The organism is Teichococcus aerofrigidensis, assembly GCF_054073225.1.
In genome coordinates this window covers 1-23,201 of record NZ_JBSXMU010000028.1, presented here as the reverse complement: position 1 = coordinate 23,201, position 23,201 = coordinate 1, and the positions used below count along the sequence as shown (strand labels likewise).

Sequence of the window (23,201 nt, the reverse complement as noted above, 5' to 3'; positions counted from 1 at the left end):
CCCGGTGCCGAATGCCGATCATGTCCAAGCCCGCCACCCGGCGCCACGCCTGACCATGCCGCGACTCTGACCATGCTGCGCGTCTGGGCCGCGCTGGCTGTCTCGCCCGTGCTGCTGGTGGTGATCGCGCTCGCGGTCGCCGCCGGCAGCGGCTCGGGGGATCTGTGGCCGCATCTCCTCCGCTTCGTGCTGCCGCAGGCCGTGTGGGAGACCTTGCTGCTGCTGGGCGGCATCGGCCTCTTCACCGTGGCGGCCGGCACGGGCACGGCCTGGCTCGTCACCTGCCACCGCTTCCCGCTGCGCGACCTGCTCTCCTGGGCCCTGCTGCTGCCGCTGGCGCTGCCGACCTATGTCGCCGCCTATGCCTGGCTGGATGTGATGCATCCGGCCGGCCCGGTGCAGATGGCCCTGCGTGGCGCGCTCGGCCTCACCGATCCGCGCGCCATCCCCCTGCCCGAGATCCGCTCGCTCGGCGGCTGCGTGCTGGTGATGGGGCTGGTGCTCTACCCCTATGTCTACATGGCGGCCCGCGTCGCCTTCCTGACCCAGGGGCGGGAGGTGCTGCGGGCCGGACAGGCGGCCGGCGCGGGCGGCCTGGCGCTGTTCCTGCGCATCGGCCTGCCGCTGGCGCGGCCCGCCATCGCCGCCGGTGCCGCCCTGGCCCTGATGGAGGCGCTGAACGATGTCGGCGCCAGCGAGTTCCTGGGTGTGCGCAGCCTGACCGTCTCGGTCTACGTCACCTGGATCACCCGCTCCTCATTGCCCGGCGCCGCGCAGATCGCGCTGCTGCTGCTGCTGCTGGTCCTGGCCCTGCTGCTGCTGGAGCGCTGGGGGCGGCGCCACGCGGCGCATGCGGTCGCCGGCGCCGGTTCGCCGGAACTCACGCCGCTGGCGGGGCTCGCCGGGCTGTCGGCCTGTCTGGCCTGCGCCCTGCCGGTGCTGCTGGGCTTCGGCGTGCCCGCGGGCTATCTCGCCTGGGCCGCCGGGCATCGCCTCGCCGCCTTCGGCCTGCCGCCGGACTTGTGGCGCTGGATGGCGAACAGCGCCCTGCTGGCCGCCGCGGCCTGCGCCGTGGCGCTGCCCCTGGCGCTGCTGCTGGCCTTCACGGCCCGGCGGGACGGCAGCGGCCGCAAGCCCGGCTCCGCCCTGCTGAAGCTGAGCATGCTGGGCTACGCCCTGCCCGGCGGCGTGGCGGCGGTCGGCGTCATCATCGCGCTGGGCTGGCTGGATTCCCTGACCGCCGGGCTGGGGGCCCTGGCGCCGCCGCTGCTCTCGGGCAGCGCGGTGGCGGTGGTCGCGGCCTATGTCATCCGCTTCCTGGCCATTCCGGCGGGCGGGCTTGAGGCGGCCTATGCCCGCCTGCCGCGCGAGGTGGATTGGTCGGCCCGCTCGCTGGGCTCGGCGGATCTGCGGCTGCTGCTGCGGGTCCATCTGCCGCTGCTGCTGCCGGCGGCGGGGGGCGCGACGCTGCTGCTGTTCCTCGATGCCATGAAGGAGCTGCCGGCGACGCTGATGCTGCGGCCGATGAACATGGAGACGCTGGCGACGGCGCTCTATGCCGAGGCCTCTCGCGGGACCTACGAGGAAGGCGCCGTCGCCGCCCTGGCCCTGGCCGTCATCGGCCTGCCACCGATCCTGGTGCTGATGGCGGCGGGCCGCCGCGCGGAACGGCGGGCGGCGACGCCGCGCGTCACGCCGGGCGGGGTCCTGGCGCCCGCTCTTCCCACCAGGTAGGGCGGATGGCGTCTTCCCGCCGCCCTCTCATCCACCGGCCAGGGCCGGCACCCCGCCGACCGCCGCGCCGCCGCCCGCCAGCCGCTGGAGCGCCGCGAGGCCCTTCGCATCCGCCAGCACCGCCGCCGTCTCGGCGGGGCTCAGCGCCGCCAGCGCCCCGTCCAGGTTTTCCGCCTCGTCGAGCTTCGCGAAACCGATGAGCAGGTTGGGGTCGAAGGGGTCCTGGCGTGGCCGGCGGGGCGGCGGCAGCATGCGGCGATGCGCCTCCAGCAGCGCCGGCTCGGCCAGCAGGCGGGCCGCCCCGGACGCCGTGGCCGGCAGCGCCTGAAGCTCGGCCTGCAGGGCACGGGCGCGCAGCAGGATCGCCGGCGGCTCATGCTCCTCCGGCGTCAGCAGCAGGCCCATCCGGCGCAGCGCCACGCCCACATCCCGCCGCGCCGTCCAGGCGGCCAGCGGAATGGCGAGCGCCAGCCCCAGCACGACCGGCGACATCCAGAGCGCCAGATAGGGCGAGACGAGCCAGGCCAGGACGCCGAAGGCCAGGCCGAAGACCGTGTGCTTCCAGTAGAGGCGCGCCACCTGGCCGAAGGGCAGCGAGCCGTCGTCGCGCCGCTGGGCGTTCCAGCCGGAATCGCGCCCCATCAGGATGGCTGCGACATCCACCGACTGGGTCAGCATGGTCACCGGCGCCAGCAGGCCGGCCACCAGGGTCTCCACCAGCATGGACAGGAAGGCGCGGATGCCGCCCCCCGCGCCGCGCCGCTCCGGACCGCGCAGCACCAGCGCGATCCAGGCCATCACCTTGGGGATCAGCAGCAGCGCCATGGTGCCGATGAAGACCCACATGGCGCGCACGGGATCGACCACCGGCCATTCGGGAAACAGGCTCGGCCCGGCGGGGAAGTATTCCGGCCGGATGAAACGGGCCTGCACCGCCAGCACCACGCCCATGGCCAGGAAGACCAGCCAGATCGGCGCGGTGATGTAGCTGCCGATGCCGGTCAGCAGGTGCAGCCGGCTGACCCAGTGCAGGCCGCGCGCCGGCAGCACGGCGGCGTGCTGGAGGTTGCCCTGGCACCAGCGGCGGTCGCGGATGGCGAGGTCCATCAGCGAGGGCGGGCTCTCCTCGTAGGTGCCGCGCAGCCAGGGCACCATGTGCACCGCCCAGCCGGCCCGGCGCAGCAGCGCGGCCTCCACGAAGTCGTGGCTCAGGATGTGGCCGCCGAACGGCTTGCGGCCGCGCAGCTCGGGCAGGCCGGCCGCCTCGGCGAAGGCCTGCGTGCGGATGATGGCGTTGTGGCCCCAGTAGTTGCCCTCCGAGCCGTGCCACCAGGCGATGCCCTCGGCGATCATCGGCCCGTAGACGCGCCCGGCGAACTGCTGCATCCGCGCGAAAAGCGTGTTGCCGCCGGCGATGATCGGCAGGGTCTGGATCAGCCCGACATCCGGGTGGCGTGCCATCGCGTCGGCCAGCCGCAGGATGGTGTCGGCATCCATCACGCTGTCGGCGTCGAGCACCAGCATCTGCGGATAGGCGCCGCCCCAGCGCCGCACCCAGTCGGCGATGTTGCCGGCCTTGCGCTCGGTGTTCTTCGGGCGGCGGCGGTAGAAGATGTGCTCCTGGTCGCCGGTTCGCTCGCGCAGCGCCAGGAAGGCCGCCTCCTCGGCGATCCAGGCGTCGACCCGGGTGGTGTCGCTGAGGATGAAGATGTCGAACCGGTCGAGCGCCCCGGCGGCGGCGAGGGATTCGTGGATCGCCTGCAGCCCCGCCATGACCCGCGCCGGATCCTCGTTGTAGGTCGGCATCAGCAGCGCCGTCCGCGCGCCCGGCATGGGCGGCGGCCCGTCGGGCGCGATGCCCAGACGCCGGTCTGGGCCGAGCAGCAGCCGGATGAAGCCGCAGGTCGCGCTGGTGAAGGAGAGCGCGATCCAGGAGAAGAGCACGACGAAGAGGATCAGCACCAGGGCCTGCAGCGGCGTCGGCTGGCCGCTGTTCAGCACCAGCCACATCTCCCGCGCGCCATAGGCGGTCAGCGCGATGGCGGTGCCGATCACCAGCAGCCGCCGCAGCCAGAGCGCCGCCGGGCGCGAGGGCATGCCGCCGCCCCGCCGCGCCGGCCGCTGGCGCAGCGACTGCACCGGCATCTCCAGCGGTGCCTCCGGCGGCAGGCCGCGCCAGCCGGAGGGCAGGCTCATGCCGTCCATCGGTAGAGCAGCGTCTCGGTCAGCGGCCGGCCGTCCAGGGTCAGCTCCGCGCGCAGCTCGACGAGGCGCGCGTCGCGCGGCAGCAGGTCGAAGCTAATGCGCCAGCCGCCCGTCTCGGGATTGCGCTGCGCGACGGGATTGCGGATCTCGCCGGCGCTCGCCGTCACCTTCAGCTCCGGCTTCGCCTCCGCCGGCAGCGCCGACAGCGCCTCGCCCGTCGCGTCGAAGACGAAGATCCGCGCGCCCTGCGTGAAGGAGGCGCCGGAGCGCGCCTCGCGGATGCGGCCGAGTTCCGGCGCGCCGGGCGGCTCGGCGCACCAGTGGAGGCGATAGGTGTAGCGGTACTCGCCCTTCGCCCGCAGCGGGTCGCGCGGCCGCCAGAAGGCGACGATATTGTCGTGGATCTCGCTGCTGGTCGGGATCTCGACCAGTTGCACCGCCCCCTCGCCCCAGTCGCCGATCGGCTCCACCCAGAGGCTCGGCCGCTTCTCGTAGCGCGCCTCCAGATCCTCGTAGCTGGCGTAGTCGCGCCGCCGCTGCACCAGGCCGAAGCCACGCGGATTGACATCGCCGAAGGCCGAGAGCTGCAGGTCGCGCGGGTTGTTCAGCGGCCGCCAGATGCGCTCCTCCCGCCCGGTGGAGAGCATCAGCCCGTCCGAATCATGCACCGCCGGCCGCCAGTCGTCGCGCCCGGTACGGTTGAGCGGCGAGAACCAGAACATGCTGGTCAGCGGCGCGATGCCGGCGGTCGGCATGTCGCTGCGCGGGAAGATCGTGCACTCGACGTCGAAGATCGTGGAGACGCCGGGGCGGATGCCGAAGCGGAAGGCGGCGCAGCAGGAGGGGCTGTCGAGCAGCGCGTGCAACGTGATGGCGTTCACCCCCTCGCGCGGGCGCTCGACCCAGAAGGCGCGGAAGACGGGGAATTCCTCGCCCTTCGGATCGGCCGTGCCGATGGCCAGGCCGCGCGCCGAGAGGCCGTAGATCTGGTCCTTGGCGATGGCGCGGAAGTAGCTGGCGCCGAGGAAGGCGCAGACCTCGTCGAAATAGTCCGGCCGGTTCATCGGCGCATGCAGGCGGAAGCCGGCGAAGCCCAGATCGGCGTTCTCCGGGCGCGGCAGGTTCTGGAAGGTGAAGAGGTCGGGGCTGTAGGGGATCGGCCGCGCCATGCCGCGCGCGACCTCGTAGAGATCGACCCGCGACTTGTAGAGGAAGCCGCGATGGAAGAGCTGCATCTGGAACGGCAGGCCCTCGGCCCGCCACAGCGCCTGATCGGGGCGGAAGCGGATGTCGCGGTACTGGTCGTAGGTGAGGTCGGTCAGGCCGGCGGGAAGCGTGTCGGGCGGCGGCTTGAAGGCCTCCTGCGCCAGCTTGCGGGCCGTCTCGCGCACGGTGCCGCCATCGAAGGGCGTCTCGCCGGCGGCGGCCGCCCGGGCCTCGGAAAGATGCGCCGTCTCCTGCGCCATGAAGACAGTGGAAAGGGACACGGCGGCGAGCAGGGCGTCGCGGCGGTTCACAGGCAGATTCTCCCTCAGCAGGCGGCCTCCTGCCAACGCCCCATGGCCAGCGGGGTTGCCGGCCAAGGCAAAGCCTCAGCCTCCCCTCTGGCTTCCCTAGGCCCGCCTTCCGGCGCACCTCTGGCGGGGCCGGTGGCCGCTCATGGTCTCATCGGCCGGCAATGCGGCCGAAGCGTGGCGTTCTGACGGCGCCCGCCCGTTCATGCAACCGGCGAGAACCGGCCGTTATCATCAAGGTAGGACAGGATGCCGTCGCGGATGTCGAAGTAGCCGCCGTGCAGGGTCAGCGTGCCGGCCGCGATCCGCGCGGCGATCCAGGGAAAGGTCGTCAGGTTGCGCAGCGACAGCTTCACCGTCTCCAGCTCGCATTCCCGTTCCGCCATCACCGCTTCGGGCCCAGGTGCGTCGCAGGCCAGGGCGCGGCGCCGCGCCTCGCTGGCCAGGCCGGTCAGCCAGGGCTCGACGAAGTCGCCGGTCTGCGGCGGGAAGCCGCGCAGCAGGGCGCGCACGCCGCCGCACATGGCATGGCCGAGGACGATGATGCGCGGCACCTGCAGCACGCAGACACCGAATTCGAGCGCGGCGCTGGTGCCGTGGTAGCTGCCGTCCGGCGCATAGGGCGGCACCAGATTGGCGACGTTGCGGACGATGAACAGCTCGCCAGGCGCCGCGTTGAAGATCATGCCCGGATCGACCCGGCTATCGGAGCAGGCGATCACCAGGGCCCGGGGATGCTGCCCGTCCCGCGCCAGGGTCTCGAACAGCTTGCGGCGCTCGGGCCAGACCTCGCTGCGGAACCGCCGGTATCCCCCGATCAGCGCCTCGATCCCGTCCGCCGGCGTCGTCCGCTCGCCCGTCATGCCTCTCTCCCGCTCGGTCCCGGGCTGGCATCTAGGGAGGAAAGACGCCGGGCGCCAGAGCGCGCGCCGCGCGGGGAGGGCGCGCTCAGCCGAGACGGAGCAGATGATTGTCCCAGGCGCTGCGCGAATCGCTGCCCGGAGGCCCGGCGAGGGGTCGCATCCGGCCCCGCCGGGCATCGGCCTCGACCAGCCCGCCCTGGCCGCTGGCCAGGATGAAGCAGCCCGGCGCATCCCCCGGCGCCAGGCCACAGACATCCCCGAGCCGCGCCGGCTCCAGGGCGCGGCCCGCCGCCAGGTCCCAGAACAGGGTGAGGCCGCCACGCGGGCTGGTGGCCGCCAGGACGGTGCCCGAGGAATCGGCCGCGACGCTGCCCAGATAGTTGCGGCACGCGGCGCGCCAGGGATCGGGCAGGTCCAGCGGCGCCAGCCCGCCCTCGCCGCGCTGGATGGCCAGCAGCGGCACCTCCGCCGTCTCCTCCCCCTCGTACTGCATGGCGACGGCCGTGCCGCCGGGCACCGCCGCCATGTGGCGGATGGACAGGCGGTTCAGCGCCGGGTCGAAGCGGCGTTGCGCCAGCATGCGGCCTGTCCGCGCGTCGAGTTGCGCCAGGGAGGGGTCCATGCCCTCGGGGTCGAGATTGGCGCGCGGCGCGTCGGGATGGGTCAGGATGCCGCCATTGGCGACGATCAGCCGTCCGCCATCGGGCGAGAGGCGCATCTCGTGCGGGTCGCGCCCGCCGCTCGGGAACTCGGCGACGCGGACGAAATCCGCCGCGGCGTCATAGACCCCGATCAGCCCCTCGCCATCCTCCACCCGCGTCTCGGTGGCATAGAGCAGCCGGCCATCGGCCGAGAACAGTCCGTGGCCGTTGAGGTGCCGCCCCTCCGGCGGGGCGAAGGCCTGGTTCAGCTCGCCGCGCGCCAGATCGGCCACCAGGGCCTCCCAGCCCGGGCGGCGGCCGAAGACCACCGCCAGCGGGCGCCGGGGATGCGCCGCGAAGCCATGGGCGCGGGCCTCGAGGCCCAGGCGCAGCGGCGCCCGGCCGCCCGTGGAAAAGGCGGCGAGGCGGTCCCCCTCCCCCGGCTGCCGCCAGGCGCCGAGGATCAGCGCCTCGCGCGCCGCCGCGGGGCGGAAGGGCATCGCGGCCAGGGCGGCCCCCAGCAGCAGGTCGCGCCGCCGCATCAGTCGCCGTCCAGCGCGTTGAAGCCGAGCGGGATGCCGAGGGCCGGCGCCAGGCGCTGCGCCAGCAGCGCCTTCAGCGCCACCGCCTCCTGCCGCAGCCGCTCCACGGCGGGGCGGCGCGCCGCGTCGCCGATCGCCTCCTCCAGCGGCAGCGGAAGGGCCTCCGCGCTCGCCATCACCTGATCGAAGGCCCGGCCCAGCAGGGTGGCCAGCTCGCCCTCTCCCGCGCCCTCCAGGGTCTGGGCGAAGCCGGCCCGGTACATGGCGCGGGCGGCGGCCAGATTGGCCTGGATGTTCTGACCGGACAGGCCGCTGCGCCAGGATTCGAGCAGTTGCGGCCGTGCCGCGGGCGGGCCGGCGCCGAGCGCCCGCGTCAGCTTGCGGTCCGCCACCACCTCCACCGCCGCGTGGAGCATCTTGAACAGCTCCTGCGTCGCCTCCAGCGGCGTGGCGTAGGGCGTGGCCGGCTGGATCAGCGCGGCGGCGAAGGGCTGCTCGCCGCCGGTCCAGCCGGCGAGCATGTCCGCCGCCAGGGTGGAGAGATTCCCGCCGATGCTGCGCAGCAGGGCGATGCGGAAGGCGGCCTCGGCATCGCCGGCGCGGAGCCGCGCCACCGCCTCGTCGCCATGGATTAACCACTCCAGCGCCGGCAGGCCCTGCAGGGTGACGTTGCGGAGCGCGTTTGGCCGCACCTCCAGCACGGCGGCATCGCGCTGGGCGATGGCCTCGGCGAGGTCGCGGCCGATGCTGTTGCGGGGATCGGGCCAGAACTGGATGCGGGCATGGCGGCTGAACAGGTCGGCCGGGCCGACCCGCACATGCTGGATGCCCTGCCAGGCCCGCATGGCCGCCGCGAAGCCGCCCCGGGCCGCCTCGAGCGCCGCCGCCTCGCCCGGCGTGCGCGCCAGCGTGTCCAGCCGCGCCGCCAGATTGGCGGCGGCCTCCAGGAAGGCGCGGTAGCTGGGCAGCAGCACCTGCTCCACCACGCCGCGGTTCAGCCCGCGGTAGGCGGCCTCGTCCGGCGCGGCATGCGGCGTCGCCGGCACCAGCAGCACGGCGGCGAACGGCAGGAGATGGCGGCGGGTCAGGCGCATCAGAGCGATTCCAGGAAAGCCAGCAGGGCGGCGCGGTCCGCGGCCGGAAGGCCGACGACCCGCTCGCGCGCGGGGCGCGCTTCGCCACCATGCCACAGGATGGCCTCCAGCGCCGAGCGCGCCCGGCCATCATGCAACAGGGCGGTCTCGCCGGATACCGCCCGCGTCAGGCCCAGGCCCCAGAGCGGCGGGGTGCGCCAGTCACGCCCGCCGGCCCGCCATTCCGGCCGGCCATCCGCCAGATCCTCGCCCATGTCATGCAGCAGCAGATCGGTATAGGGGGCGATGGCGCGCCCATCGGCCAGGGTGAAGCGCGGATTGTGGCAGGCGGCGCAACCCAGCGCCGCGAACAGCGCCTCGCCCCGCCGCACCGCCGGCGCCGCCGTGTCGCGCCGGGGCGGCACCGCCAGATGGCGGGTGAACTGGAGCAGCAGGTCGAACAGCGCCGGACCCAGCTCGGTCCGCTGTCCCGCCGCCAGGCCGTGCGGTGCCGCGCGGCAGGCGGGCTGGGCCGGGGTGCAGTCGCCCCAGGGCTCAGGGCGCGGCGGCGTGGAGAGGCCGAGATCGAGCGCCGCGGCGCTGGCGACCTGCCGGGGCAGATCCGGCTCCCCGGCCTTCCAGCCGAAGCGGCCGAGGACGGGGCGGCCCGCCGCCGCGCTCCAGACGGAATTGGGCCGGCCCCGGATGCCGTCGCCATCCGCATCCGCCGGATCGGCCAGGGCGAGGATCTGCGCCTCGGGCACCGTCTCGAGCAGGCCGAGGCCGATCATCGGCGGCGCCAGGCGGGGCGAGAGCATGGCGTCGGGATGCAGCGGCGGCATCCCCGGCGCGGCCTCGGTCCGGTGCAGCGGGCGGCGCAGCGGCACGGCGGTGCCATCGGCCAGCGTCACCGCCTCCTCCCGCCATTCGGTGACGAGGCGCGGCTCCCCGGCCAGGCCCTGCACGGCGAAAGGCTGCAGCTGCGCGCCGTAGCGCGGCTCGTCGATCCAGCCGAGGGTGCCCGCCGCGAGCCGCGCCGCAGCCTCCGCGCCGAAGGGCAGGACGGAGGGCGGGACGGAGATGCGCGCGACCAGCCCGGACGGCGCGCGGCCCCGCCCGTTGCCGATATGGCAGCCCTGGCAGGAACGGGCGTTGAACAGGGGGCCGAGGCCATCGGCATGGCGGGTCGAGGCCGGGGCGGAGACCCAGAGCCGGCGGAACACCGCCTCCCCGAGGCGGAAGCCGAACCGCTGCTCCGCCGTCAGCGCCGCCTCCGGCTGGCGGAAGGCGCCCTGCGCCAGCGCCGGTGCCGCCAGCAGGAGGGCACAGAGCAGGCCGGCGGCGCGCACCGCCGGCCGGGGGATCATTTGAAGACCTTGGCCGGATCGTCCAGGCTCTCCGATCCCTCGACGGAGATGGCCGGCAGCTTCAGCGCCGCGACGACGCGCTCGATGCTCCGGGTCTGCGCCAGCAGCGCGTCGATGCAGGCCTGGATGGCGGCATTGCCGGCCGGGTTGCCCTCGGCCAGCATCTGGTCATAGGCCTCGACCGTCTCGGCCCGCTGCTTCAGCGCGTCGAAGGCGGCGCCGGTGGCGGCGAAGCGGGCGTCCATCTGCTCGCGCAGGCGGCGGTCGGTGCGGTCCACCAGGTTGCGCAGGCTGGCGCCCCGCAGCACCGTGCCGTCCGTCCGCGTGTACTCGCCGCGCCAGATGGCGATCATGCCCAGCACATTGCCACGATGGCTGTTGTGGGTGTTGTCGGAGAAGCAGTCGTGCTCCTCCTCCGGATCGTGCAGCATCAGGCCGAGCTTCATCCGCTCGCCGGCCAGCTCGCCGTAGGAGAGGCTGCCGAGGCCGGTCAGCATGGCGGCCAGGCCCTGCGGCGCCGGCCGGCCCGACAGGCGGCGGCGGATCTCGCCCTCCGGCCCCCATTTCGCGGCCATGTCGGCCAGATCCTTCACCAGCAGATCGGTGACGACACGCAGATACTGGCCGCGCCGGTCGGCATTCGCGGAGGTGGTGTAATCGGTGAAGGACCGTTCGCCGGCGCCCTTGCCCGTGCCGTGCAGGTCCTGGCCCCAGAGCAGGAACTCGATGGCATGGTAGCCGATGGTGACATTGGCCTCGACGCCGCCGGCCTCGTGCAACCCTTCCAGCGCCTCGGCCGTGATGGCGGAGAGATCGTGCGTCTCGTCGCCCAGCCTGAGACTGCGCGAGGCGATGATGTTGGCGGCGTAGAGGGGGTTCTCGTCGCTTTCCGTGCCGTAGGCGGGATCGACCGCGTCGATCAGCCCCTCGTCCAGCGGCCAGGCATTCACCCGGCCCTCCCACGCGTCCACCTCGGGATTGCCGAAGCGGAAGGCCTCGGTCTGCGCGTAGGGCGCGCGGGCGGCGATCCAGGCCTGCCGCGCCGCCGCCAGCCCTTCGGCCGTGGGCGCGGCCAGGAAGGCGCCGACCGCCTGCCGCAGCGCCTCGGCGCCGGCCAGGCTGTCGCCGTACATGGCATGGCCGAGATCGGCGTAGTGGCGCAGCACGGCCCGCTGGTCGGCCTGCACCTGGGCGCGCGCGGCGGGGCCGGACAGGGCGGCCAGAAGCAGGCCGGCGGGAAGGCCGAGGGCGAGGCTGCGACGCTGCATGGGCAAGGCTCCTGATTCCGCCAGCCCGTCGCTGTTATTGCAAGCGGTTCGCAGATTCAAGGGAGCCCCCTGCCCGGTTCATTGACGGGCCTCAGCACAGCAATTAAAGATGCGATATATTCTCATTCGCAGGATCAGCACGAGCCATGACCAGGCAGGGTGTTTCCAAGGGTAGCGCGTCGCAGGCGGCCTTGATGGCGGGAATCGCCATCAGCCTGCCGGGGGCCGCGCTGGCGCAGGGCAGCCAGGAGGCGGCCGGCGACACGGTGGCGCTGCCGCCGGTCGATGTCCGGGCGGCGGCGCCGGCCAATGCCCTGCAGCGCCCGGCCCCGGTCAGCCGCCTGCCCGGCTCGGTCCAGGACACGCCGCAGACCATCAACACCATCTCGCGCGAGGTGCTGGAGCAGCAGAACGTCACCACGCTGGAGCAGGCGCTGCGCAACGTCCCCGGCATCACCGCCTCGATCGGCGAAGGCAACGGCGGCGTCAACGGCGACCAGTTCCGCATCCGCGGCTTCGCCGCGCAGAACGACATCTACGTCGACGGGCTGCGCGACTTCGGCGCCTATACGCGGGACGCCTTCACCTATGAGGAGGTCTCGGTCCTCAAGGGCCCCTCCGGCTTCGCCCTCGGCAACGGCACGGTGGGCGGCGCCATCGCGGTCGGCACCCGGCTGCCGCATCTCGGCAATTCCTACGGCTTCACGGCGACGGGCGGCATGGGCCCCTTCGCCCGCGGCACCATCGACCTGAACCAGCAGATCGGCGAGACCACCGCCCTCCGCCTGAACCTGATGGGACAGTCGAGCGAGCTGGTGGACCGCGACGGCGTCGACAGCCGGCGCTGGGGCATCGCCCCCTCGATCGCCTTCGGCCTCGGCACCGACACGACCCTCTCGCTGCACTACCAGCATTACGAGTACGACAACGCGACCGATTCCGGGATTCCGGTGATCGCCCCGTCGGGCGGGACCATCGCCCGGCCGATGACCGAGTTCGGCCTGCCGCGCTCCACCTGGTACGGGCTGGACAGCGACCGCGACGAGGTGACGGCCGATATCCTCACCGCCCGCCTCTCGCACAAGGTGAACGACTGGCTGACCCTGGCCAACGACACGCGGCTGAGCTTCATCGACCGCGACTATGTCACCTCCATCGTCAGCTGCGCCGCCGCGACCTGCGTCACGCCCTTCTTCCAGCGGCGGGGCGGCGTGGTCACGGCCAGCGGCGCCGGCAACCCGTACCACCAGGAAAGCTGGGGCATCCAGAACGTCGCGACCGCCACGGCGCGCTTCACCACCGGGCCGCTGCGGCATGAGCTGCTCGCCGGCTTCGACATCATGTACGAGGATTTCGAGCGTACCGGCTACAATCTGCTCGGCACCCGCCCGGCGATCCCGGTGTTCGGCGGCCAGGGCGACATCTCGCTCGACCGCGGCGCCGCCTCCTACAAGCGCAACGGCAACAACACGACCTATGCCGGCTTCATCAACGAGCGGCTCTGGCTGATCCCGGAACTGTCGGTGATCGGCGGCGTCCGCGTCAGCCACTTCGACGTGGACTACGACGCCGTCACCTACGCCACCGGCATCCGCACCGGCGCCTCGCCCAGCAAGACGGTGGTCGACCCGCGCGCCTCGCTGGTCTGGGAGCCGACACCGAGCCAGACCTACTACGCGACCTACTCGGTCTCGCACACGCCGCCGGGGCTGCTCTTCTCGACCCAGCCCGCGACGGCGGCGAACTTCAATTCCAACTTCGACCCGGAGCGCAACGAACTCTATGAGCTCGGCGCCAAGGTCGGCTTCCTGGAGAACAGGATCGGCGTCTACGGCTCGCTCTACCGCATCCTGAAGTCGAACTCGCTGGCGCCTTCGGAGACGGACCCGACCGCGCTGGTGCAGACCAGCGACAAGCAGCGCAACCAGGGCGTCGAGATCGGCGTGACCGGGCAGATCACCCCGGCCTGGACGCTGAACGCCAACTACACGGCGATGGACAGCGAGACCACCTCTTCGACCAACGCGGCCAATATCGGCCGGCGGGTGCAGTTCGTGCCGGAGCAGGCGGCCGCCCTCTGGAGCACCTACGAGTTCAACCGCGCCTCGCCCTGGAACCTGACCATCGGCGGCGGCGTGACCTGGCGCGACAAGGTCTACCTGAACGCCGGCAACACCGCCGAGGCCCCCGCCAACCTGGTCTTCGACGCGATGATCTCCCACCGCATCAACGACAACCTGCGGGTCCAGGTGAACGGCTACAACCTGGGCGACGCGCTGAACTACGACGGGCTCTGGGCCAACCGCATCGTCCCCTCGCCCGGGCGGACCGTGCTGTTCACCCTCGCCGCCGAGTTCTGACCACCGACCTCTGACCACCGACCTTTGACCACCGGGCGCGACGGGAAGGGCCCGCGCGCCCTTCCCCTTCTCCTTGGACCCGTCACAGCGGAAGCCGAGCCATGCTGGTGCATATCCCGAACCTTCTGACCGCCGAGGAAGTGGCGCATTGCCGCCGCGTGCTGGAGGCGGCCGAATGGGTCGACGGCAAGGTCACCGCCGGTGAGCAGTCGGGCAAGGCCAAGCACAATCTGCAGGTGCCGGAAGGCTCGCCGCAATCGCGCGAGCTGGGCGACATCGTTCTGCAGGCGCTGGGCCGCAACCCGCTTTTCACCACCGCCGCGCTGCCGCTCCGCGTCTTTCCGCCGCTGTTCAACCGCTACGATGTCGGCATGCAGTTCCACGCCCATGTGGACAATGCCATCCGCTTCTTGCCCGGTGCCCGGCAGCGCATCCGCACCGACGTCTCCTCCACCCTCTTCCTGACCCCGCCGGAGGCCTATGACGGGGGAGAGCTGGTGATCGAGGACACCTACGGCGCGCAGACGGTCAAGCTGCCGGCGGGCGACATGGTGCTCTATCCGGCCACCAGCCTGCACCGTGTCGAGCCGGTGACGCGCGGCAGCCGCTGGGCCTCCTTCTTCTGGACCCAGTCCATGGTGAAGGACGACGGCCGCCGCCGCCTGCTCTACGACCTCGACATGTCGATCATGCGGACCCGCGCCGACCTGCCGGACCACCATCCGGGCGTGCTGGGGCTGACCGCGACCTATCACAATCTGTTACGCCAATGGGTGGAGATGTAACAGCGCGGCCCCCTGGTTCGGCCCCTCCGGCCCGGCCTGCATTCGCCGCATGCCCGGGCGGCGAGGGGCACCGGGCTCCGGAAGCGTGTTTTCATTGCTCCACGCTGCCTCTGCGGCCATAGAGCGTCGCTCGCCCGCCGGTGCCCGCGCCGGACCCGCGGCCCACAGCGCCGCAAGATCTTACCGAGACTGACCATGATACGATCACGGCCCATCGAGATCGATGGCCGCTTCCTGGGTGTCGCCGTTCAGCAGGGCGGTTCCTGGCGCTTCATCGCCACCGAAGCCGCCGCCCGGGCCGCCGAGGAAGGGCTGCATGCCGACCCGGAGGCGCTGCGCCGGCAGGTGCGGCGCGCCCTGGCGGAGAGTCGCCTGCCGGTCCGCCGCGCCGGCTGAGGCGGGCCAGGCCCGTTGCCCGCCGGGCTGCTTCGCGCCATACCGGGCGAAACGAAGCCGCCCGACAGGAGAGCGCCATGTCGACCGTCCCCCCGCCGGCCCAGGCGACCGGCTGGACGCCCAGTGCCAGGTCCGGCAACTTCGAGGCCAGCCGCGCCGCGCTGGATGGTCCGGTGCTGGTGTCCGGGCGGCGCTTCGGCGACCACCGCGGCGCCTTCGCGGAGACCTACACGCTGCGCGACTTCGAGGCGATCGGCATCGCCGATGCCTTCGTGCAGGACAACTTCTCCTGGTCCGCCGGGGTCGGCACCCTGCGCGGCCTGCACTTCCAGACCCCGCCCCATGCCCAGGCCAAGCTTGTGCGGGTGCTGCGCGGCCGCATCCTGGACGTGGCGGTCGATCTCCGCGCCGGCTCGCCGACCTATGGCCAGCATGTGGCGGCCGAGCTCTCGGCCGAGAACGGGCTGCAGCTCTATGTGCCGGTCGGCTTCGCGCATGGCTTCTGCACGCTCGAGCCGGACACCGAGGTCGCCTACAAGGTGACGGACACCTATGCGCCCGATTGCGACAAGGGCCTGCTGTGGAACGACCCGGCGCTGGCGATCGAGTGGCCGGTCGGCCCTGATGCCGCCATCTTGTCGGAGAAGGATCAGCGCCAGCCCCTGCTGCGTGATCTGCCGCCCAACCTCTTCGCCTGAGGGATTGCCCCGTTGCGTATCCTCGTCACCGGCGGTGCCGGCTTCATCGGTTCCGCCCTGGTCCGCCACCTTGTCCTGGAGCTCGGCGACGAGGTCCTGGTCGTCGACAAGCTGACCTATGCGGGCGACCGCCGCTCGATCCGCGATTGCGAGGGGAAGCCCGGCTTCGCCTTCCTCGAGGCCGATATCGCCGATGCCGAGGCGATGCGCGGGGCCTTCGCGGATTTCCGCCCGCAGGCGGTGATGCACCTGGCCGCCGAGAGCCATGTGGACCGCTCGATCGCCGGCGCGGCGCCCTTCGTGCAGACCAATGTCGTGGGCACCTTCACCCTGCTGGAGGCGGCGCGCACCCACTGGTCCGCCCTGCCGCCGGCGGAGAAGGACGCCTTCCGCTTCCTGCACGTCTCGACCGACGAGGTCTATGGCTCGCTCGGCCCGAATGACCCGGCCTTCAGCGAGACGACGCCCTACGACCCGCGCTCGCCCTACTCGGCGACCAAGGCGGCCTCGGACCATCTGGCCCGCGCCTGGCACGAGACCTACGGGCTGCCGACCATCGTCACCAACTGCTCGAACAACTACGGCCCCTATCACTTCCCCGAGAAGCTGATCCCGCTCATCATCCTCAACGCGCTGGAGGGCCGGCCGCTGCCGGTCTATGGCGACGGCGGCAACGTGCGCGACTGGCTCTTCGTCGAGGACCACGCCCGGGCGCTGGCCCTGGTGGTGCGGGAGGCGAGGCCCGGCGAAACCTACAACATCGGCGGCAAGGCGGAGAAGCGGAACCTGGAGGTGGTCGAGACCATCTGCGACCGGCTGGATGCGCTGCGTCCCGATGCGGCCGGGCCGCGCCGCCGGCTGATCACCTTCGTCACCGACCGTCCGGGGCACGACCGGCGCTATGCCATCGATCCGGTGAAGATCGGCCGCGACCTGGGCTGGTCGCCCCGGGAGACCTTCGAGAGCGGCATCGACAGGACGCTGCGCTGGTACCTCGACAACGAATGGTGGTGGCGCCCGCTGCGCGAGGGCCGTTACGACGGCCAGCGCCTGGGCCTGCTGCCCGAGGCCGGCAGGTCGTGAGACCGCCCGGCCCGGCCAGGGCGCCGGGCCGGCCGCCTGCGATTCCCCACAACGGGCCGCCCATCCCGCGGCCCCAGCTTCCGGGACGAGTGTCATGAAGGGTATTATCCTGGCCGGGGGCAGCGGCACCCGCCTGCATCCCGCCACCCTGGCGGTGTCGAAGCAGCTGCTGCCGGTCTATGACAAGCCGATGGTCTACTACCCGCTCTCGGTGCTGATGCTGGCCGGCATCACCGAGATCCTGGTGGTCTCCACCCCGCATGACCTGCCGCTGTTCCGCCGCCTGCTGGGCGACGGCGCGGCCTGGGGCGTGCAGCTCAGCTATGTCGAGCAGGACCTGCCGCGCGGCATCGCCCATGCTTTCGTGCTGGCCGAGAAGTTCCTCGACAACCAGCCCTCGGCCCTGATCCTCGGCGACAACCTGTTCCACGGCCACGATCTGGAGAAGCAACTTCGCATGGCCCGCGCCCCGCTCGATGCCGGGGAACGGGGCGCCGCCGTCTTCGCCTATCAGGTCTCCGATCCCGAGCGCTACGGCGTCGTCGACTTCGATCGGCAGGGCCAGGCGCTCTCGCTGGAGGAGAAGCCGGCGCAGCCGCGCTCGAACTGGGCGGTGACGGGGCTGTACTTCTATGATGGCCGGGCCGGTGCCCTGGCCAGCCAGTTGCAGCCCTCGGCGCGGGGCGAACTGGAGATCACCGACCTCAACCAGATCTATCTGGGCGAGGCCAGCCTGCGCGTCGCCCGCCTCGGCCGCGGCTATGCCTGGCTCGACACCGGCACGCATGACAGCATGCTGGAGGCCGGCGAGTTCGTCCGGGCGATCGAGAAACGGACCGGCCAGAAGATCGCCGCCCCCGAGGAGGTGGCCTGGCGCAATGGATGGATCGACGACACCGCGCTGCATGCCCTGGCCAAGCCCCTCCGCAAGAGCGGCTACGGGCAGTATCTTGAGAACCTCGTCTTGCACCGTGAGACCAGCCACGAGGATTGAGCCGTTCCGGCTGGCGCCCGCCGGGGCGCCTGCCGCTGCCCCGATCGCGCCGGAAGGCGTCTCTCACAGAGGTTTGACACCGATTGGCGGCCATATTGCTCTTTGCTCATGGAAAGCACAGTCGCGCGAGATGCCTTCCCGCAAGGGATAAGTCTCTTTAAAGATAAGGGAGGATCAGTCTAGGCTCATCAGGCTGCCGTATTGGAGAAGCTGATGCCTGTAATCCTCGTTCCGAGTTCCTTGCGTCGTTATACGGATCAGCAGAGCCGTGTTGCCGTGACTGGCGAGACCGTGGCCGGGACGCTGGACAATTTCGTTGGCCAGTCGTCGGAACTGCGCAATCACATCTTCAACGCCGGCAACCTCCGCAGCTTCATCGTGGTCTGCAAGAACGGCCAGGACATCCGCCTGCTGGACGGGCTGGCGACGCCGGTCGCGGCCAATGACGAGATCCGCATCCTGGCGAGCATCGCCGGCGGATGAGCGCGCGCCTGACGGACCCTGCCCTGCCGGAACTGGGCGCGGCGGAGCTGCGCCGCTTCAGCCGCCATCTCATTCTTCCCGAATTCGGCCTCGAGGCGCAGCGGCGGCTCAAGGCGGGCAGCGCGCTGCTGATCGGCGCGGGCGGCCTCGGCAGCCCGACGGCCCTCTATCTGGCCGCGGCCGGCGTCGGCCGGATCGGCCTCGTCGATCCCGATGTGGTGGAGGAGACCAACCTGCAGCGGCAGGTGGCGCACGGCCACAGCACCCTCGGCCGGCCGAAGACCGAGAGCGCCGCGGCGCGCATGCGCGATCTCAACCCCGACGTGGTGATCGAGCGGCATGACGTCTTCCTGAATGTCGGCAACGCGCTGGACCTGATCGCCGGCTACGACGTCGTCATCGACGGCACCGACAACTTCCCGACGCGCTACCTGGTGAACGACGCCTGCGTGAAGCTCGGCAAGCCCAACGTCTATGGCGGCGTGCTGCGGTTCGACGGCCAGCTCAGCGTCTTCGACGCGCGCCGGGGCCCGTGCTACCGCTGTCTCTTCCCCGAGCCGCCGCCGAGCGAGCTGGCGCCGAACTGCGCCGAGGCCGGCGTGCTGGGCGTGCTGCCCGGCGTGATCGGCGCCCTGCAGGCGACCGAGGCGATCAAGCTGCTGACCGGCATCGGCCAGCCGATGATCGGCCGCATGCTGGTCTATGACGGGCTGGACCTCAGCTTCACCTCGGTGGACATCGCCAGGGCGCCCGCCTGCCCCTGTTGCAGCGGCCCCCGGGACGAGATCGAACTGCGCGAGACGGTGATGGTCTGCTCGGCCCCGCAGGTCGGCCGCAGCATCGAGGCGGACGCGCTGCAGGCCCGGCTGGCCGGCGGCGAGGCGCTGACGCTGGTGGACGTGCGCAATCCCTCGGAATGGCTGGGCGGCACCATCCCGCAGGCGCTCTGCCTGTCCAAGCCGGCGCTGACGGAAGCCGTCGATCTGGTCCTCTCCGGCGGGCTCCGGCCCGAGAACACCCTGCTGGACGCCCTGCCGCGTGACCGGGAGATCGTGCTCTACTGCCAGTCCGGCCTGCGCTCGGCGGCGGTGATCCGTTCCCTGACCGCGGCGGGCTACGATCCCTCGCTGCTCTACAACCTGGAGAAGGGTTTCGCCGCCTGGACCGGCCCCAGGGCGGAGCCGGGCGAGGCGCGGCCGAGGCAGCCGGCGCCCGCGGACTGAGCCGGTGGACTGAGCCGGTGGACTGAGGAGGAAAGCGGAGACGCCGGTTGCCGGCGCGCTCCGGGGCGCCGCGAAGCGGGTCCGTTATCTGAAAGAACCATCCGAAACTTCACCGCCGCGCGCGCCCGATGGCGCATGGGCGATCCGGGATAGAGAGATGCCTCCGCAAACCAGTGCCGAACTGATCCGCCATATTCAGGCCCTGGCGTCCAGCGGCGCCTCCGACCTGTCCCCCTCGGAGCTGGAGCCGCTGCGCGCGGCGACGCGGGCGCTGATCGCCGCCTTCAAGGCCGAGGGCCGGCTGCAGGAAGACCCGCTGCATCTCGCCATGACCCGCAATGTGGAGTTGCACCGCGAGGCCGCCGCCGCGCAGCTCGCCGGCCGCCGCATCCTGGTGACCGGCGGCGCGGGTTGCGTCGGCACGCGCCTGCGCGGACTGCTGGCGGAGTTCCGCCCGGCGGCGCTGGTCTGCCTCGACGTCGCGCCGCATGAGGGGCCCGGCGAGGCCTGTCCCGTCGATATCCGCGAGGCGGCGGCGGTGGACGAGGCCTTCGCCCGTCACCGCCCGGAGGTGGTCTTCCACCTGGCCAGCATCCGCGAGCCCGGCCGGGCCGAGGCGGTGGTGCGCGAGGCCATCGAGACCAATGTCTATGGCACGGGCCATGTCATCGCGGCCTGCCGGCGGCATGGCGTGGCGCGGGCGGTCTATTCCTCGACCGGCAAGTGCTTCGCCTACGTGACCGACCACGTCTACACCGGCAGCAAGAAGCTGGCCGAGTTCCAGTGGGCCGTGGCGGCACGCGGCGGCGGACCGACCCGCTTCGCCACCACCCGCTTCACCCATGTGCTGGAGAACGGCATCGTCGCCCGCGACATCGCCGAGGGCATCGAGGCGGGGCTGGTCGGGCTGCATGGCGCCGACAGGTTCTTCAACGTGCAGAACCTGCGCCAGGCGACGCATCTGCTGATCAATGCCCTCGCCCTGGCCGGCGAGCCGGTGGCGGACGGCTTCTGGAGCGCCGTCGATCTGGGCTGGCCGGTGAACACGCTCGAGATGGCGCTGTTCCAGATCGACCGCAGCGGCCGCGACGCCGCGGTCCGCTTCCTCGGCGTGCCGCGCGGCTACGACGAGCGCTTCTTCCGCGGCCAGTTCGACTGGAGCGGCGAGATCGAGTACCACCCCCTGCTCAACGCCCTCGAAGCCGTCGAGGGCTATGCCGACAGCACCGGCACGATGGTCGGCGCGCGCTTCCGCCCCTTCCCGCCGGACGCGCTGGATCATGAGCTGGCGCGGTTGCGCCAGGCGCTGGACGCGCCGGCGGCCGGCGGCGCCGAGACCCTGAAGTCCGCGCTGCTGCAGGCGGTCGCCGGCATGGCCGGCGCGATCTTCCGCCAGACCCCGGCCCGGCAGCTTCTCGACATCCTCTGGTGGGGGACGGCGCCGGCCTGGGCCGGTCCTGGCGCCGCGGAGGCCGCCCGCTACCGCGCCGTCACCGCCCTGCTGGCCGATGCCCTGCTGCCCTCGCTGATCGAGAATGCGGATTGGGCGAGCGATCCGGCGGTGCGCGGCAAGCTGCTCGACGTCGCCACCACCTTCGCCCTGATCCCCGGGATGGAGGCGCGCGGCGCGGCGTTCCGGCAGCAGGCCGAGGCGGCGGCCAGGGCGGCCTGAGGGGAGCGGCCTGAGGGAAGCGGCCTGGCGCCTCAGCCCGCCAGGCTGCGCCGCAGCCGCAGGAAGGTGACGCCGAGAAAGGCCGCGCCCAGCATGGCCAGGACGGCGAGGCGCGGCGCCACCACCTCCAGGCCGGCGCCCCGGTAGAGCACCGCCTGCGAGAGGGCGACGAACTGCGTGGTGGGCAGCAGCTGCACCGCCCATTGCAGCCAGGGCGGCATGCTCTCCAGCGGGGTCATGCTGCCCGAGAGCAGCATCATCAGGATGATCGACGGCAGGGCGAGCAGGCCGAACTGGCCTGTCGAGCTCGTCACCGTCGCCAGCAGGACCCCGAGCGCCGCCACCGAAAGCTGGAACAGCACCGTGCCGAGGACGAAAAGGGCGAGCGAGCCGGCGAGCGGCACGCCGAGCAGACCATGCACGACCAGCAGCAGGGAGAGCACGGCGGCGCCGACGATGACCAGCGCATTGGCGCCGATCTTGGCCAGCAGGATCTGCAGCGGCGTCACCGGCATGGCAAGCAGGTGCTCCAGCGTGCCGTGCTCGCGCTCGCGCAGCAGCGCCGCGCCGGGCAGGATGATGGAGAGGATCAGCGTCGAGTTCACCACCTGCATCACGGCGCTGAACCATTCCGACGTGCTGTTCGGGTTGAAGCGCGTGCGCAGCACGAGATCGATCGGCGAGGCCGTGCCGCCGAGCCGGGCCGCCACTTCCTGCTGCACGATCTGCTGGATGAAGCCCGAGCCGTTGCCGGCCTGGGAGATCGCCGTGGCGTCGACATCGATGGCCAGGTTCACCGGGCGGCGGGCCAGCAGGTCCGCCTCGAGGCGCGGCGGGATCTGCAGGGCGAAGGTGATGCGCCCGGCATCCAGGGCCCGCGCCACCTCGGCCGGCGTCATTGCCACGGCCGGGCGGAACTGCGGCGGCAGCAGGGCGGCCGCGATGGCGCGGGAGAGATCGGACCGGTCCTCGTCCACCACGGCGACGGCGGCGTTGCGCACCTCCGTCTTCATGCCCGTCGCCACCGTGTAGACCGCCACGGTGAAGGTGTAGAGCAGCAGGAGCAGCAGCACGGGGTCCGCCCGCAGCACGCGCAGCTCCTTGAGCCCGAGCCAGAGGATCGTGCCGAGGCCGCGCACCGGCCTCAGGCCTCCTGCTTGCGCAGCAGCAGCGCCGCCAGCGCGATGAACAGCAGCGCGAAGCCGGCCAGCATCGCGTGGTTCCACCAGAGCGCGTCGAGGCCCAGCCCCTTGCTCATCGTGCCTATGGTGATCTGCTGGAACCAGCTGGCGGGGAAAGCCAGGCCGATGACGCGCCCCGCCCCCGTCAGCGAGGCGGTGGGCACCAGCAGGCCGGAGAAGTTCACCGCCGGCACGATGGAGAGGATGGCGGTGGCGAAGATCGCCGCGACCTGGCTGCGGACGAAGGCCGAGACGAGCAGCCCGAATCCGGTCGAGGCCAGGACGTAGAGCAGCCCGCCCAGGGCCAACGCCGGAGCCGAGCCGAGGACCGGCACGCCGAAGGCAAGCCACGCCGCCGCCACCAGCATGGCGAAGCTGGTCAGCGCCACGGCGATGTAGGGCAGCTGCTTGCCGATCAGGAACTCCGGCGCCGTGACCGGCGTGGCGCGGAAGTTGGCGATGGCGCCGCTCTCCTTCTCGCGCACCACGCCGACGGCGGCGAGCATGGCCGGGACCAGCATCAGCATCAGCATGATGACGCCCGGCACGATGGCGACCACGCTGCGGAAGGCCTGGTTGAAGTGGAAGCGGGGCTCGATGGCCAGCAGCGCCGCGCCGCGCGGCAGCGGGGAGAGCGCCTGCCGGTCCTGCAGCCAGCTCTGCGCCAGGCCGAGCACATAGCCGCGCGCGGTCTCGGCGCGGAAGGGCATGGCGCCGTCGATCGCGACCGCCACCTCCGGCCGGTCGCCGCGCCGCAGGTCGTGGCCGAAGCCGGGCGGGATCTCGACCGCGACGGCGATCCGCGCCGCGCGCAGCCGCGCCTCGGCCGCCGCCGCGTCGGCCAGGGGCGGCCTCTCGGAGAAGTAGCGCGATCCGGCGAAGCTTTCGAGCAGGCCACGGCTCTCCGGCGTGCGGTCGCCATCCAGCGCGGCATAGGGCAGGTTCTCGACATCGAAGGAGATGCCGAAGCCGAAGGCCAGCGCCAGCAGCAGCGGTCCGAGCAGGGCGAAGGTCAGGCGGATCGGGTCGCGCAGCAGTTCGAGCGTCTCGCGCCAGGCGCAGGCGGCGAGCCACGCCGCCTCGAAGCGGCGCGGCCGGCGCGCCGAGGCGGCCGGGCGC

At 72.2% G+C, this 23,201-nt stretch carries 19 protein-coding genes; 10 read left to right on the top strand and 9 right to left on the bottom strand.

Features of this window, described 5'->3' with window-relative positions; genetic code table 11:
* The first annotated feature begins 72 nt into the window (after window positions 1–72).
* A complete protein-coding gene (locus ACVMLK_RS08655) occupies window positions 73–1,734 on the top strand; it encodes an ABC transporter permease (RefSeq protein ID WP_457486182.1) in 1,662 nt (553 codons plus the stop codon).
* 27 nt (window positions 1,735–1,761) lie between these two features.
* Here the strand turns inward: ACVMLK_RS08655 and mdoH are convergent, their stop codons facing one another.
* The 7 genes from mdoH to ACVMLK_RS08620 all read right to left on the bottom strand — a co-directional run bounded on the left by mdoH (window position 1,762) and on the right by ACVMLK_RS08620 (window position 11,207).
* Entirely contained in the window at window positions 1,762–3,939 is a 2,178-nt protein-coding gene (mdoH, locus tag ACVMLK_RS08650) for a glucans biosynthesis glucosyltransferase MdoH (protein WP_457486181.1), read from the bottom strand.
* Window positions 3,927–5,405, bottom strand: a complete 1,479-nt coding sequence (locus ACVMLK_RS08645) for a glucan biosynthesis protein (RefSeq protein WP_232477308.1) — start codon at window positions 5,403–5,405, stop codon at window positions 3,927–3,929. Before ACVMLK_RS08645 ends, mdoH begins: the two co-directional genes overlap by 13 nt.
* Window positions 5,406–5,656: 251 nt before the next feature.
* Window positions 5,657–6,316, bottom strand: coding sequence for a carbonic anhydrase (locus ACVMLK_RS08640; protein ID WP_198367439.1), 660 nt, complete (start codon window positions 6,314–6,316; stop codon window positions 5,657–5,659).
* Window positions 6,317–6,401: 85 nt separating this feature from the next.
* Window positions 6,402–7,499 carry a DUF1513 domain-containing protein gene (locus tag ACVMLK_RS08635; protein ID WP_457486180.1) on the bottom strand — a complete coding sequence of 366 codons (1,098 nt, stop codon included), beginning with the start codon at window positions 7,497–7,499 and terminating at the stop codon, window positions 6,402–6,404.
* Window positions 7,499–8,593 carry an imelysin family protein gene (locus ACVMLK_RS08630; RefSeq protein ID WP_457486179.1) on the bottom strand — a complete coding sequence of 365 codons (1,095 nt, stop codon included), beginning with the start codon at window positions 8,591–8,593 and terminating at the stop codon, window positions 7,499–7,501. Before ACVMLK_RS08630 ends, ACVMLK_RS08635 begins: the two co-directional genes overlap by 1 nt.
* Window positions 8,593–9,939, bottom strand: a complete 1,347-nt coding sequence (locus ACVMLK_RS08625; protein ID WP_457486178.1) for a di-heme oxidoreductase family protein — start codon at window positions 9,937–9,939, stop codon at window positions 8,593–8,595. Before ACVMLK_RS08625 ends, ACVMLK_RS08630 begins: the two co-directional genes overlap by 1 nt.
* Window positions 9,936–11,207, bottom strand: coding sequence for an imelysin family protein (locus tag ACVMLK_RS08620; RefSeq protein ID WP_457486177.1), 1,272 nt, complete (start codon window positions 11,205–11,207; stop codon window positions 9,936–9,938). Before ACVMLK_RS08620 ends, ACVMLK_RS08625 begins: the two co-directional genes overlap by 4 nt.
* A gap of 194 nt (window positions 11,208–11,401) precedes the next feature.
* Between ACVMLK_RS08620 and ACVMLK_RS08615 the strand changes: the two genes are divergently transcribed.
* The 9 genes from ACVMLK_RS08615 (at window position 11,402) to ACVMLK_RS08575 (ending at window position 20,901) form a co-directional block, all read left to right on the top strand.
* Window positions 11,402–13,567, top strand: a complete 2,166-nt coding sequence (locus ACVMLK_RS08615) for a TonB-dependent receptor (protein ID WP_457486176.1) — start codon at window positions 11,402–11,404, stop codon at window positions 13,565–13,567.
* A gap of 101 nt (window positions 13,568–13,668) precedes the next feature.
* On the top strand, window positions 13,669–14,352 hold the full coding sequence (locus ACVMLK_RS08610) for a Fe2+-dependent dioxygenase (protein ID WP_457486175.1): 684 nt from the start codon (window positions 13,669–13,671) through the stop codon (window positions 14,350–14,352).
* Window positions 14,353–14,547: 195 nt separating this feature from the next.
* Window positions 14,548–14,748 carry a hypothetical protein gene (locus ACVMLK_RS08605; protein WP_198367446.1) on the top strand — a complete coding sequence of 67 codons (201 nt, stop codon included), beginning with the start codon at window positions 14,548–14,550 and terminating at the stop codon, window positions 14,746–14,748.
* 77 nt (window positions 14,749–14,825) lie between these two features.
* Window positions 14,826–15,446: a dTDP-4-dehydrorhamnose 3,5-epimerase gene (rfbC, locus tag ACVMLK_RS08600; RefSeq protein WP_198367447.1), complete on the top strand. Its 621-nt coding sequence runs from the start codon at window positions 14,826–14,828 to the stop codon at window positions 15,444–15,446.
* A 12-nt stretch (window positions 15,447–15,458) separates the two neighbouring features.
* A complete protein-coding gene (gene rfbB, locus ACVMLK_RS08595; RefSeq protein ID WP_457486174.1) occupies window positions 15,459–16,529 on the top strand; it encodes a dTDP-glucose 4,6-dehydratase in 1,071 nt (356 codons plus the stop codon).
* Window positions 16,530–16,623: 94 nt separating this feature from the next.
* Window positions 16,624–17,523 carry a glucose-1-phosphate thymidylyltransferase RfbA gene (gene rfbA, locus ACVMLK_RS08590; protein ID WP_457486173.1) on the top strand — a complete coding sequence of 300 codons (900 nt, stop codon included), beginning with the start codon at window positions 16,624–16,626 and terminating at the stop codon, window positions 17,521–17,523.
* A 276-nt stretch (window positions 17,524–17,799) separates the two neighbouring features.
* Window positions 17,800–18,006 carry a MoaD/ThiS family protein gene (locus ACVMLK_RS08585; RefSeq protein ID WP_370592051.1) on the top strand — a complete coding sequence of 69 codons (207 nt, stop codon included), beginning with the start codon at window positions 17,800–17,802 and terminating at the stop codon, window positions 18,004–18,006.
* On the top strand, window positions 18,003–19,229 hold the full coding sequence (gene moeB / locus ACVMLK_RS08580) for a molybdopterin-synthase adenylyltransferase MoeB (protein WP_457486172.1): 1,227 nt from the start codon (window positions 18,003–18,005) through the stop codon (window positions 19,227–19,229). The genes ACVMLK_RS08585 and moeB overlap by 4 nt, the downstream gene beginning before the upstream one ends.
* Before the next feature lie 157 nt (window positions 19,230–19,386).
* Window positions 19,387–20,901, top strand: a complete 1,515-nt coding sequence (locus ACVMLK_RS08575) for a polysaccharide biosynthesis protein (protein WP_457486171.1) — start codon at window positions 19,387–19,389, stop codon at window positions 20,899–20,901.
* Window positions 20,902–20,933: 32 nt separating this feature from the next.
* Here the strand turns inward: ACVMLK_RS08575 and ACVMLK_RS08570 are convergent, their stop codons facing one another.
* A complete protein-coding gene (locus ACVMLK_RS08570; RefSeq protein ID WP_457486170.1) occupies window positions 20,934–22,040 on the bottom strand; it encodes an ABC transporter permease in 1,107 nt (368 codons plus the stop codon).
* Window positions 22,041–22,045: 5 nt separating this feature from the next.
* Window positions 22,046–23,201, bottom strand: a 1,156-nt coding sequence (locus ACVMLK_RS08565; protein WP_457486169.1) for an ABC transporter permease, incomplete at its 5' end; no start/stop codon positions are given.